Annotated in this window: 12 protein-coding genes; 4 read left to right on the plus strand and 8 right to left on the minus strand. The window is 63.5% G+C overall.

All coding sequences use genetic code 11. The features are described 5' to 3' along the window. Positions 1 to 112: 112 nt before the first annotated feature. From hda to LOY54_RS20735, 3 genes are all read right to left on the minus strand, one after another. Positions 113 to 817, minus strand: a complete 705-nt coding sequence (gene hda / locus LOY54_RS20725; protein WP_010220358.1) for a DnaA regulatory inactivator Hda — start codon at positions 815 to 817, stop codon at positions 113 to 115. A 157-nt stretch (positions 818 to 974) separates the two neighbouring features. Continuing rightward, positions 975 to 2,048: an AI-2E family transporter gene (locus tag LOY54_RS20730; RefSeq protein WP_045195560.1), complete on the minus strand. Its 1,074-nt coding sequence runs from the start codon at positions 2,046 to 2,048 to the stop codon at positions 975 to 977. 25 nt (positions 2,049 to 2,073) lie between these two features. Beyond that, a complete protein-coding gene (locus tag LOY54_RS20735; RefSeq protein ID WP_258607757.1) occupies positions 2,074 to 3,123 on the minus strand; it encodes a DUF2066 domain-containing protein in 1,050 nt (349 codons plus the stop codon). A gap of 346 nt (positions 3,124 to 3,469) precedes the next feature. On the opposite strand from LOY54_RS20735, the gene purM reads away from it, so the two are divergent. From purM to LOY54_RS20755, 4 genes are all read left to right on the plus strand, one after another. After that, positions 3,470 to 4,528: a phosphoribosylformylglycinamidine cyclo-ligase gene (purM, locus tag LOY54_RS20740; RefSeq protein ID WP_045195563.1), complete on the plus strand. Its 1,059-nt coding sequence runs from the start codon at positions 3,470 to 3,472 to the stop codon at positions 4,526 to 4,528. Then, positions 4,528 to 5,181: a phosphoribosylglycinamide formyltransferase gene (gene purN, locus LOY54_RS20745; RefSeq protein ID WP_258607759.1), complete on the plus strand. Its 654-nt coding sequence runs from the start codon at positions 4,528 to 4,530 to the stop codon at positions 5,179 to 5,181. The genes purM and purN overlap by 1 nt, the downstream gene beginning before the upstream one ends. An 8-nt stretch (positions 5,182 to 5,189) precedes the next feature. Next, the gene (locus LOY54_RS20750; RefSeq protein WP_195884837.1) at positions 5,190 to 5,900 is read left to right on the plus strand and encodes a DUF3108 domain-containing protein; all 711 of its coding nucleotides are present in this window, start codon (positions 5,190 to 5,192) and stop codon (positions 5,898 to 5,900) included. Between the two features lie 240 nt (positions 5,901 to 6,140). Next, positions 6,141 to 6,323 carry a hypothetical protein gene (locus tag LOY54_RS20755; protein WP_038993913.1) on the plus strand — a complete coding sequence of 61 codons (183 nt, stop codon included), beginning with the start codon at positions 6,141 to 6,143 and terminating at the stop codon, positions 6,321 to 6,323. A 46-nt stretch (positions 6,324 to 6,369) separates the two neighbouring features. On the opposite strand, the gene LOY54_RS20760 is transcribed toward LOY54_RS20755, so the two are convergent. The 5 genes from LOY54_RS20760 to cysM all read right to left on the minus strand — a co-directional run bounded on the left by LOY54_RS20760 (position 6,370) and on the right by cysM (position 12,442). Next, positions 6,370 to 6,909: a DUF2058 domain-containing protein gene (locus tag LOY54_RS20760; protein ID WP_258607761.1), complete on the minus strand. Its 540-nt coding sequence runs from the start codon at positions 6,907 to 6,909 to the stop codon at positions 6,370 to 6,372. Positions 6,910 to 6,932: 23 nt separating this feature from the next. After that, a complete protein-coding gene (mazG, locus tag LOY54_RS20765; RefSeq protein ID WP_093380294.1) occupies positions 6,933 to 7,763 on the minus strand; it encodes a nucleoside triphosphate pyrophosphohydrolase in 831 nt (276 codons plus the stop codon). A gap of 78 nt (positions 7,764 to 7,841) precedes the next feature. Beyond that, entirely contained in the window at positions 7,842 to 10,082 is a 2,241-nt protein-coding gene (gene relA, locus LOY54_RS20770) for a GTP diphosphokinase (RefSeq protein WP_045195574.1), read from the minus strand. A 99-nt stretch (positions 10,083 to 10,181) separates the two neighbouring features. Next, positions 10,182 to 11,540 carry a 23S rRNA (uracil(1939)-C(5))-methyltransferase RlmD gene (rlmD, locus tag LOY54_RS20775; protein WP_258607762.1) on the minus strand — a complete coding sequence of 453 codons (1,359 nt, stop codon included), beginning with the start codon at positions 11,538 to 11,540 and terminating at the stop codon, positions 10,182 to 10,184. Then, positions 11,540 to 12,442: a cysteine synthase CysM gene (cysM, locus tag LOY54_RS20780; RefSeq protein ID WP_045195576.1), complete on the minus strand. Its 903-nt coding sequence runs from the start codon at positions 12,440 to 12,442 to the stop codon at positions 11,540 to 11,542. Before cysM ends, rlmD begins: the two co-directional genes overlap by 1 nt. Positions 12,443 to 12,476: the final 34 nt, after the last annotated feature.

Below are 12,476 nucleotides of genomic sequence, written 5' to 3' on the forward strand. Positions count from 1 at the left end.
CACGACCGTGTCTGGAATTTAAAGAAGTCGAGACTATGCCTTCTATCGCATCGATTTGCAAATTCAATCGAAAAAAATGTGACTTTTATGTGCCGAGGCTCTAGCCCCTGCCTTACCAGCCCAAAGTTTCTTTCAAGAACGGGATGGTGAGCTTGCGTTGAGCCTGCAAAGAGGCCTGGTCGAGGCGCTCGAGCAGGTCGAACAGTGCGCTCATGCTACGGGTGCCACGGGTGAGGATGAAGTGCCCGACCTCGTCGGTCAGGTGCAGGCCGCGGCGCGAAGCACGCAATTGCAGGGCGCGCAGCTTGTCTTCGTCCGACAGCGCCCGCATCTGGAAGATCAGCGCCAGGGTCAGGCGCGACTTGAGGTCGGCGAGCTTGATCGGCAGTTCGCGGGGCGAGCTGGAGGCAGCCAGCAACAGGCGCCGACCACTGTCGCGCAGGCGATTGAAGAGGTGGAACATGGCCTCTTCCCACTCCGGCTTGCCGGCAATGACATGCAGGTCGTCGAGGCAGACCAGTTCGTACTGTTCGAGGTTGTCGAGCAATTCGACGCCACGATCGAGCAATTGCGCCAGGGGCAGGTACACCGCCGGTTCACCCAGTTGCTCGAAGCGCAGGCAGGCGGCCTGCAGCAGGTGGGTGCGGCCCACGCCCTGTTTGCCCCACAGGTAGATCAGGCTTTCGGTCCAGCCGGCGTCGGCTTCGCAGAGTCGCTCGACGTAGCCCAAAGCGGCGGCGTTGGCACCCGGATAGTAGTTGATGAAGGTGGCGTCATCACGCAGACGCACACCCAGGGGCAACTGGATCGGTTTCATGCTGGCTGGGCAGTTCCGGGGAACCGCAAGGGGCCTTTTGTGAAAAGTCTGCAAAGTTTATACCCGTGGAGCCCCTCGCACAATCGGCGCAGACCACAAGTAAAATCAAAGGCTTGCATTAGCGGGTAAAGGCCAATGCAAGCCAGGTGCTATCAAGCTAGAGATCCGGGTCGATTTCGCCCGCGTAGATATCCGACTCTTTATACAGGTCATGCACATGGCGCAGCAGCACCATGATCACCGCCGCCACCGGCAAGGCCAGCAACACCCCGGTAAAACCGAACATCTCGCCACCGGCCAGGATCGCGAAGATCACCGCCACCGGGTGCAGGCCAATGCGATCGCCCACCAGCAGCGGTGTCAGCACCATGCCTTCGAGCGCCTGGCCGACCATGAATACGGCTGCGATGCCGAGCAAAGGATAAGGGTCGCCGCCAAACTGGAACAGCCCGGCAATCATCGCCGCGCCGATACCAATAATGAAGCCCATGTACGGCACGATCGCCGCCAGGCCCGCCAGCAGGCCGATCAGCAAGCCCAGCTCCAGGCCCACCAGCATCAGCCCCGAGGCATAGATGATACCCAGGGCCAGCATCACCAGCAGCTGGCCACGGACGAAGGCGCCCAGCACTTCGTGACACTCACCGGCCAGGGCCACCACCCGCTCCTCGCGCTGGCGCGGCAGCAGGCTGCGGATCTTGGCCATCATCAGGTCCCAGTCGCGCAGCAGGTAGAAGCTCACCACCGGGATCAGCACCAGGTTGGCCAGCCAGCCGATCAGGGCCAGGCCCGAAGCCGTGGCCTGGGACAGGATGACCCCGACGATGTCGGTGGTCTGGCCCATGTGCTCGCTGATGGCGGCCTTGATCTTGTCGAACTTCCAGAAGCCGTCGGCCAGGCCCAGGCGCGTCTGCACCCAGGGCAGGGCCTGGTGCTGCAGCCAGTCGAGCATCTGCGGCGCCAGCTCATACAGGCGCACCAGCTGTTTGGCCAGCATCGGCACCAATACCAGCAGCAACAAGGTCAGCAGCAGGGTGAACAGGGCAAACACCACCACCACACCCCAGGTGCGCGACAGGCCGGCGCGCTCCAGACGGTCGACCAGCGGATCGGCCAGGTAGGCCAGCAAAATGCCGACCAGAAACGGCGAAAGAATCGGGTGCAGCCAATACAGCAAGGCCGCGCACAGCAGCGCCCCACCTACCCATACCCAGCGACGTGTATCAGTCATGAACGGCTCCCGGCCAGGTCAGGGTTTACCAACGAAAACGCAGCCCGTTGAAGGGTTGCGGGGCGGCGGCCTGGGTTGCCCCGGGGTTGGCCGGATCGACGGCTGCAGGTGCCGCGGGCGCATCGGCCGGCAGCTCCTGCAACTTGGCCAGGCCCAGTTGCGCGCGCAACTGATCGCTGTTGCCGGTGACCTGGTAGGTCAGGGTATCGCCCTGCACCACCTTGAGCCGCGCGCCGTAAGGCTCGAGCACCCGGCCCAGTTCGGCATAACGTTCCAGGGTCATGCCCTGGACCTGCACCTGCATTTCGCTGCTGGCCCCTGGACGGGCGACGAAGCGCGGCGCCAGGCGGTTACTGACGGCGAGCATCACGGCATCGGCCAGGGCCGCCTGATCAGCGCCCTCGGCAGTGCCCTGCTCGCGCTGCTCGCCCAGCCACAGGCGCCACTTGCCCTGCCATTTGCCATCGGCTTCGCTGGCGTGCACCGCCAGCAAGGCATCGGCGCCGTAGCGCTCGGAAGCCTCGCGCAGCGGCGCCGGGTCGGTGCCTTCAAGATTCTTGCCGGTTGCCACCAGTTGCTCCTGCAGATCGGCCAGCGGCAAGCGCAGCGGCAGGCCGCGGTGCTGGGCGGCGCGACGCAGCGGTTCGGCGCTGCCCTGGCCGTCGCCGACCAGGTTCGAACCTTCGATGCTGTCGTTCAACCACCAGCCGAGGATCGCTGGCCGGTTATTGCCCCACAGGGCCAGGCCCGCCTGACGCAAGGCGCGCTCGGTGCTGCCCGGGTCGAAGTCGACCAGCACGGTTTCCGGCGGGCCGGCCTCGAAGCCGAACTGGCTGATGATTTGTTGCGGGTCTTTGCGCAGCGCAGCCAGGCCCGGGCTTTGCACAGCCTTGGCGTCGCCGGTCAGGCGCAACACCAGGGTTTCGAGGGCTTTTTCGGTGGCCTGGGTACGGGCTTCGGCGCCCTGGCCGGTGACCGGTTCGCGGACCTGATAAAGGCCGGAGAGGGTTTCGGCCTGAGCCGAGAGGCCGAACAGGGCCAGACAGCCGGCGGCCAGGTAATTACGCAAACGCATGGAGGATTCCTGTCCAGGTAATAAAGAAGCGTGGGCGACAAAAACGGACGCAGCTCAGACCGCAGCACCCGGTAAAACATTCAACCGCTGGCGGCAAATTGCGCCCATCGCCTTTGCTATACCTTATACAGCCTGCGCCGTGGCAACCAGTCGCGCACTGTTAAAGCGTATTTTTCGCAACATTTAAGGCCCTGCCCGTCGGCCTGAGGATGGCCGCTACCGGGCAACCCTGATAAAATCGCGCGCCTTCGCAGACCGGCGACGGTCAGGCAGCCGGATTCCCTCCGCCTTGCCTGGCAGGTCACGGTCGATTCCCCTGAATCCCTCCCCCCTAAAGGCCTGGATCATGAGCAAGCAACCCTCCCTGAGCTACAAGGACGCCGGTGTAGACATCGACGCCGGTGAAGCATTGGTCGAACGCATCAAAGGCGTTGCCAAGCGCACGGCGCGCCCGGAAGTCATGGGCGGCCTGGGCGGTTTTGGCGCCCTCTGCGAGATCCCGGCCGGCTACAAGCAGCCGGTTCTGGTCTCCGGCACCGACGGCGTCGGCACCAAGCTGCGCCTGGCACTGAACCTGAACAAGCACGACAGCATCGGCCAGGACCTGGTCGCCATGTGCGTCAACGACCTGGTGGTCTGTGGTGCCGAGCCGCTGTTCTTCCTCGACTACTACGCCACCGGCAAACTCAATGTCGACGTTGCCGCTACCGTGGTCACCGGTATCGGCGCTGGCTGCGAACTGGCTGGTTGCTCCCTGGTCGGCGGTGAAACCGCTGAAATGCCAGGCATGTACGAAGGCGAAGACTACGACCTGGCCGGCTTCTGCGTTGGCGTGGTAGAAAAAGCCGAAATCATCGACGGCTCCAAGGTTGCCACTGGCGACGCGCTGATCGCCCTGCCATCGTCCGGCCCGCACTCCAACGGCTACTCGCTGATCCGCAAGATCATCGAAGTTTCCGGTGCCGACATCGAAACCGTCCAGCTCGACGGCAAGCCGCTGACCGAACTGCTGATGGCCCCGACGCGCATCTACGTAAAGCCGCTGCTCAAGCTGATCAAGGACACCGGCGCGGTCAAGGCCATGGCCCACATCACCGGTGGCGGCCTGCTCGACAACATCCCGCGCGTCCTGCCAAAAGGCGCCCAGGCTGTGGTTGACGTGGCCAGCTGGAATCGCCCGGCGGTGTTCGACTGGCTGCAACAGCAAGGCAACGTCGACGAGCACGAAATGCACCGCGTATTGAACTGCGGCGTCGGCATGGTCATCTGCGTCGCCCAGGACCAGGTCGACATCGCCCTGAAGGTCCTGCGTGAAGCCGGCGAGCAGCCATGGGTCATCGGCCAGATCGGCATCGCCGCCGAAGGCGCTGCCCAGGTTGAGCTGAAGAACGTCAAGGCACACTGATGCCGAGCAAGACCTGTGATGTCGTGGTGCTGTTGTCCGGCACCGGCAGCAACCTGCAAGCATTGATCGACAGCACCCGCACCGGCGACAGCCCGGTGCGGCTCTGCGCGGTCATCTCCAACCGCGCCGACGCCTATGGCCTGCAGCGCGCCAAAGACGCCGGTATCGCCACCGCCGTGCTCGACCACAAGGCCTTCGACGGCCGCGAGGCATTCGACGCGGCACTGGTCGAACTGATCGATGGCTACCGCCCGCAACTGGTGGTGCTGGCCGGTTTCATGCGCATCCTCAGTGCCGGCTTCGTCCGTCACTACCAGGGCCGCCTGCTGAACATCCACCCTTCCCTGCTGCCCAAGTACAAAGGCCTGCACACCCATCAACGGGCGCTGGAAGCCGGCGATGCCGAGCATGGCTGCAGCGTGCACTTCGTCACCGAGGAACTCGATGGCGGACCGCTGGTCGTACAGGCAGTGATACCGGTAGAGTTGGATGACACGCCAGAACGTCTGGCACAGCGGGTTCACAGCCAGGAACACCTGATCTATCCGCTGGCGGTGCGCTGGTTTGCCGAGGGCCGTTTGCGCCTGGGCGAGCACGGTGCTCTACTGGATGGCCAGCCTCTGGCGGCCAGCGGCCACTTGATTCGACCCTAGGAGAAATTATGCGTCGTGCCCTGCTCTTCGCTCTCGCCGTGCTCGCGCTGCCGTTGCAGGCAGCCGATCTGAAGCCATTCTCGGCCAGCTACACCGCCGACTGGAAGCAACTGCCCATGAGCGGCACTGCCGAGCGCAGCCTGAAAATGAACGCCAACGGTACCTGGGACCTCAACTTCAAGGCGTCGATGATGATCGCCAGCCTGACTGAGCAAAGTACCCTGAAGCTGGACAAGGACACCCTGCTGCCCCAGACCTACCACTTCGAACGTGGCGGCCTGGGCAAGGCCAAGAAGGTCGATCTGGATTTCGACTGGAGCAGCAAGAAGATCACCGGCACCGACCGCGGCGACGCGATCAACCTGCCGCTCAACCGCGGTGTGCTCGACAAGTCCACCTATCAACTGGCCCTGCAACATGACGTGGCAGCCGGCAAGAAGAGCGTGAGCTACCAGGTGGTCGATGGCGACGAGATCGACACCTACGACTTCCGCGTCCTGGGCAGCGAGAAAGTCACCACCAAGACCGGCCAGGTCGATGCCATCAAGGTCGAGCGCGTGCGCGACCCGAGCCAGAGCAAGCGCATCACCGAGCTGTGGTTCGCCAAGGACTGGGATTACCTGCTGGTGCAACTGCGCCAGGTCGAGACCGACGGCAAGGAGTACGTGATCGTCCTGCAGGACGGCACGGTCGACGGCAAGACAGTCAAGGGCAACTGATTGCCTGACTGCTGGTAACACCCCAAACCCCGCCAAGTGCGGGGTTTTTTTACACCCTTGGTAGGAGCGGGCTTACCCCGCGATCGCAGGCTACCAGTCACATCGCATCGCGGGGCAAGCCCGCCCCCACAGGGACATGAAAGATGTTTCATGCGCCGTTTATTTACTTAGCCTGCTAACAAATTCTATAAAAGAGACCTGCGACACGGTGCCGCAGTTAACTGAAAGTGGAGTTTGCAGATGACTGTCAAAGTAACTGAGCGCGACGAAAGCAAAATGTCTCACGAAGGCCTGGCTGCAGGCGTGCGCATCTGGGATGTGCATCAGCAGGGTGAGCTGGTCGGCATGTTCCACAACGAGCATGAGGCCCACAGCTACCGCATCGAGCTGGAATACCTCGAGAACAGACGGCAACAGCAATAACCCCCTCCAGAAAAAACAAACCCCGCCGAAGCGGGGTTTGTCGTCTTTACCACATCAGATCGTCAGGGATCACGTAGGCCGCGTACGGATCGTCGGCATCCGGCTCGTCAACCTGGGTGTTGAGCAGGACAATGCGCTGCGGGTCGCGCTCCTGGATCTTCAGCGCCGCTTCACGGGGGATCACTTCGTAACCACCGCCATGGGCCACGATGGCCAGCGAACCGCTGCTCAGCTTGCTGCGCATCAGGGCGTTGACCGACAGACGCTTGACCTTCTTGTCGTCGACGAAGTTGTAGTAGTCCTCGGTGGTCAGCTTGGGCAGGCGCGAGACTTCGATCAATTGCTTGACCTGGGCGGCGCGGGCCTTCTGCTCGGCCTTCTCCTGCTGCTGGCGGTTGAGCTCCTGGTCGCGCTTGGCTTTTTCCGCCATGGCTTCCTTGGCCAGCCGCTGCTGGGTATCGTCGACCTCGACCTGGCCTTTGTGCTCCAGGCGCTTTTGTTTCTTCTGATCTTTACTGACCTGCTTGACCTGTTTCTGGTTGACCAGACCGGCCTTGAGCAATTGGTCGCGAAGGGAAAGGCTCATCGTTCACTCACTTATGCAACAGCTCAGCCGCAGCTGGGCAGGTTCTTTTCCTGACGTTTGGCTTCGCCCCAGAGCGCATCCATGTCTTCGAGGGTGCAATCTTCAATCGGACGGCCTATGTCGCGCAATGCCTGTTCGATAAAACGGAAACGTCGCTCAAACTTTTTGTTCGCCCCGCGCAGGGCGTTTTCCGGGTCGACCTTCAGGTGCCGGGCCAGGTTGACCGCCGCGAACAGCAAATCGCCAAGCTCGTCGGCCAGGGCCACGCTGTCGTCATCGGCCATGGCCTGCAGCACTTCGTCGAGTTCTTCGCGAACCTTGTCGAGCACCGGCAAGGCGTGCGGCCAGTCGAAACCGACCTGGGCGGCACGCTTTTGCAGTTTGGCCGCCCGCGACAAGGCCGGCAACGCGGCCGGCACGTCGTCGAGCAACGACAACTGCTCGGGCTCGCCCTTCTCGGCGCGCTCCTGGGCCTTGATCTGTTCCCAGCGCTGCTTGACCTGGGCTTCGTCGAGCTTGGGTGTGTCGAGGGCAGCGTAGAGTTCACCGCTTGGGAATACGTGCGGATGGCGGCGGATCAGCTTGCGGGTGATGCTGTCGACCACGCCATCGAACTCGAAACGGCCTTCTTCGCGTGCCAGCTGGCTGTAGTAGACCACCTGGAACAGCAGGTCACCGAGTTCGCCCTGCAAGTGCTCGAAGTCGCTGCGCTCGATGGCGTCGGCCACTTCGTAGGCTTCTTCGAGGGTGTAGGGGACGATGGTCGCGTAGGTCTGCTTGAGGTCCCACGGGCAGCCATGCTGCGGGTCGCGCAGGCGGGCCATGAGGTGGAGCAGGTCGTCTAGGGTATACATCTTGGGTTCCTTATCGCGGGTCAAGCCCGCTCCCACAGAGGATGCCTGCAGGAGCGGGCCTGGCCCGCGATAGCAGTCTTACGGCGTACGGTTACGCCGCGTCTCGATGATGTTCGGCAGTTGCGAAATCCGCCCCAGCAGGCGCCCGAGGGCATCCAGGCCAGGAATCTCGATGGTCAGCGACATCAGTGCGGTGTTGTCTTCCTTGTTCGAGCGGGTGTTGACCGCCAGCACGTTGATCCGCTCGTTGAGCAGGACCTGGGAAACGTCACGCAGCAAGCCCGGACGGTCGTAGGCACGGATGATGATATCCACCGGGTAGGTCTGTACCGGCACCGGCCCCCAGCTGACCTGGATGATCCGCTCCGGCTCGCGCCCGGCCAGTTGCAGCACCGAGGCGCAGTCCTGACGGTGGATGGTCACGCCACGGCCCTGGGTGATGTAGCCAACAATCGCATCGCCCGGCAGCGGCTGGCAGCAACCGGCCATTTGCGTGAGCAGGTTGCCGACGCCCTGGATCTGGATGTCGCCACGCTTGCCCGGCTTGTAGCCGGTGGCCTTGCGCGGCACCAGCTCGACATGATCGCTGCGCTCGGGCTCGACCAGTTGCTGCGCGGCGTTGACCAGGTGCGCCAGGCGCAGGTCCCCGGCGCCCAGCGAAGCGAACATGTCCTCGGCGGTACGCAGGTTGGCTTTTTCCGCCAGGCGTTCGAAGTCGACCTGCGGCAGGCCCAGGCGGTTGAGTTCGCGCTCGAGCAGGGTCTTGCCGGCGGCGACGTTCTGGTCGCGGGCCTGCAGCTTGAACCAGTGGACGATCTTCGCCCGCGCCCGCGAGGTGGTGACGTAGCCCAGGTTCGAGTTCAGCCAGTCGCGGCTGGGGTTGCCGTGCTTGCTGGTGATGATCTCGACCTGCTCGCCGGTCTGCAGGCTGTAGTTGAGCGGCACGATGCGGCCGTTGATCTTCGCCCCGCGGCAGTTGTGGCCGATCTCGGTGTGCACCCGGTAGGCAAAGTCCAGCGGCGTGGCGCCCTTGGGCAGGTCGATGGCGTGGCCATCGGGGGTGAATACGTAGACCCGGTCCGGTTCGATATCAACGCGCAGCTGTTCGGCCAGGCCACCGATGTCGCCCAGCTCCTCATGCCATTCCAGCACCTGGCGCAACCAGGAGATTTTCTCCTCGTAGTGGTTGGAGCTGGGTTTGACGTCGGTGCCCTTGTAGCGCCAGTGCGCGCAGACGCCGAGCTCGGCCTCTTCGTGCATGGCATGGGTGCGGATCTGCACCTCGAGGACCTTGCCCTCAGGGCCGATCACCGCGGTGTGCAACGAGCGGTAGCCGTTTTCCTTGGGGTTGGCGATGTAGTCGTCGAACTCTTTGGGAATGTGCCGCCAGAGGGTGTGGACGATACCCAGCGCGGTGTAACAGTCGCGCATTTCCGGGACCAGCACGCGCACTGCGCGCACGTCGTAGATCTGGCTGAATTCCAGGCCCTTGCGCTGCATTTTGCGCCAGATCGAATAGATGTGCTTGGCCCGGCCGCTGATGTCGGCGTTGACGCCGGTGGCCAGCAGTTCGTTCTGCAGCTGGTTCATCACGTCGCTGATGAAGCGCTCGCGGTCCAGCCGGCGCTCGTGCAAAAGCTTGGCGATCTGCTTGTACTGATCGGGTTCGAGGTAGCGGAAGGACAGGTCTTCCAGCTCCCACTTGATATGACCGATGCCCAGTCGGTGGGCCAGCGGTGCGTAGATATCGAAGACTTCGCGGGCGACGCGATTGCGTTTCTCGTCGTCGGCGCCTTTGACCGCGCGAATCGCGCAGGTCCGCTCGGCCAGCTTGATCAACGCCACGCGCACGTCGTCGACCATTGCCACGAGCATCTTGCGCAGGTTCTCGACCTGCGCCTGCGAGCCCAGCACCAGCGACTGGCGCGGGCTGAGACTGGCACTGATGGCAGCCATGCGCAGCACGCCGTCGATCAGTTTGGAGACCACCGGGCCAAAACGCTGGCCGACTTCAGCCAGGGTCACCTTGCCTTCGCGCACGGCGCGGTAGATGACCGCGGCGACCAGCGAGTCCTGGTCGAGCTTGAGGTCGGCCAGGATTTCAGCGATTTCCAGGCCGGCCTGGAAACTCGACGTACCATCGGCCCAGGAATGCTTGGCCGGGTTGCCCTTTTTTTCGATGTCCTGGGCGAACTCGCAAGCGGCCTTGAGGGCCTCCCGGTCCAGCGCCAGGTCGACGCTCACCACATGATCCAGCCATGCTTCGAGATTGATACTGCCGTCGGTGTTGACCGGCTGGTGCACTCTCACCTGTACCATCTTTGTTTACCTTTCCCTACAGCGCATTCGCGATGCGCTTGAAATCACTGGTGCTGCCCCTGCCGGACCCAAGGTGCAGCGCCGAACGCGTCAGCCTGGCTAACCCGCTTCGAATAACGCCATGGCTTCGACATGCGCCGTCTGAGGAAACATGTCGAGAATCCCGGCACTTTTTAACCGGTAACCCTGCCTGACCAGTTCAACGGTGTCGCGGGCCAGGGTCGCCGGATTGCACGATACATAAACAAGACGTTTCGCGGCGAGGTCTGCGATTTTTCGCACAACCTCAAATGCACCATCACGCGGTGGGTCCAAGAGTACCGCAGAAAAGCCTCCTGCGGCCCAGCCCGACGCCGCCAAAGGCTGCGATAAATCGGCCTGAAAAAACTGCGTGTTATGCAAATTGTTGCTACGGGCATTGGCGGCGGCCCGCTCGACCATCGCCTGCACCCCTTCCACCGCCACCACTTCCTTGGCCTGCCGGGCCAGCGGCAAGGCAAAGTTGCCCAGGCCGCAGAACAGGTCGAGCACGCGCTCATCGGCCTGCGGCGCCAACCAGGCCAGGGCCTGCTCGATCATCGCGGTGTTGACCTGGGCGTTGACCTGGACGAAATCGCCCGGCCGGTACGCAAGCTCCAGGTTCCACGGTTCAAGGCGGAAACCGAGGCTCTGACCGGCGTCCAGCGGCAAAGGTTCACCCTCGCCTTGCAGCCACAGCTGCGCACCGGCCTCGGCGCAGAACGCCTGCAGGCGCGCCAGGTCGCCCTCACCCAATGGCCCGGTGTGGCGCAACAGCAGCGCCAGCGCGGTACCGCTGAACAGTTCGACGTGACCCACCACTTGCGGCTTGCTCAGGCTGCGCAACAGCGTAGGCAAGTGACGCATGATCGACTGCAAGGGTTGTACCAGCACCGGGCAGTCGTCGATGGCGACGATGTCCTGGCTGGCTTCGGCGCGAAAACCGACTTCAAGCTGTTTTGCCTTGTTGTCCCAACGCACCGCAACCCGCGCCCGGCGCCGGTAGCCGAATTCCGGACCGCTCAGCGGCGCGGCCCAATGCTCGGGCTGCACGCCGGCAACCCGCTGCAACTGCTCGGCCAGCAGGCGTTGCTTGAGCGCCAGTTGCTCGGCATGGGGCAGGTGCTGCAGGTTGCAGCCGCCACAGCGGTCGAAGTGCTTGCACGGGGCCTCGCGGCGCGCCGGGCTGGCACTGAACACCCGCTCAAGGCGCGCCTCGACCACCTTGCCGTGGGTGTTGAGCACCCGCGCTTCGACCTCTTCCTCGGCCAGCGCGCCACTGACAAACCAGGTGCGACCGTCGAGAAAGGCGATGCCCCGGCCGTCACCGGCCAGGCGCTCGATGCTCAGGCGCTGCTTTTTGCCGGTGGGGATCTGTGGCGCGCGGGTGCCACCGGCCGGCTGAAAGCGCAGGCCGCTGTTACGTTTGTTCTTGGACATCAGTTCACTGAATCGAAAATGCCGGTCGACAGGTAACGGTCGCCACGGTCGCAAATGATCGCCACCATTACGGCGTTTTCCAGCTCGCGGGACAGGCGCAGCATGGCTGCCACTGCACCACCGGAGGACACGCCACAAAAAATGCCCTCTTCCCGGGCCAGGCGGCGGGTGGTTTCTTCGGCTTCGCTCTGGGCCATGTCGACCACGCGGTCAACGCGCTCGGACTGGTAGATCTTCGGCAGGTATTCCTGCGGCCAGCGGCGGATACCGGGGATGGCCGAGCCTTCCATCGGCTGCAGGCCGACGATCTGCACCGCCGGGTTCTGCTCCTTGAGGTAGCGCGAGCAGCCCATGATGGTGCCGGTGGTGCCCATGGAACTGACGAAGTGGGTAATGCTGCCCTGGGTCTGGCGCCAGATTTCCGGGCCGGTGCTCACGTAGTGGGCTTCAGGGTTGTCGCCATTGCCGAACTGGTCGAGCACCAGGCCACGGCCTTCGGCCTGCAGGCGGTCGGCCAGGTCGCGGGCGCCTTCCATGCCCTCTTCCTTGCTGACCAGGATCAGCTCGGCGCCATAGGCGGTCATCGCCGCCTTGCGCTCGGCGCTGGAATTGTCGGGCATGATCAGGATCATCTTGTAACCCTTGATCGCCGCCGCCATGGCCAGAGCGATGCCGGTGTTGCCCGAGGTCGCTTCGATCAGGGTATCGCCCGGCTTGATCTGCCCACGCAGCTCGGCGCGGGTGATCATCGACAGCGCCGGCCGGTCCTTGACCGAGCCTGCCGGGTTGTTGCCTTCAAGCTTGAGCAGGAGGGTATTGCTGGTTTCGCCGGCAATGCGCTGCAGGCGGACCAGAGGCGTGTTGCCGACGCAATCGGCGATGGTTGGGTACTGCAAGGTCATGGCGTATTCGCAATCCAGACTGCGGGGGCGCCTA

Source organism: Pseudomonas sp. B21-032, assembly GCF_024748965.1.
In the GTDB taxonomy this organism is placed as follows: Bacteria; Pseudomonadota; Gammaproteobacteria; order Pseudomonadales; family Pseudomonadaceae; genus Aquipseudomonas.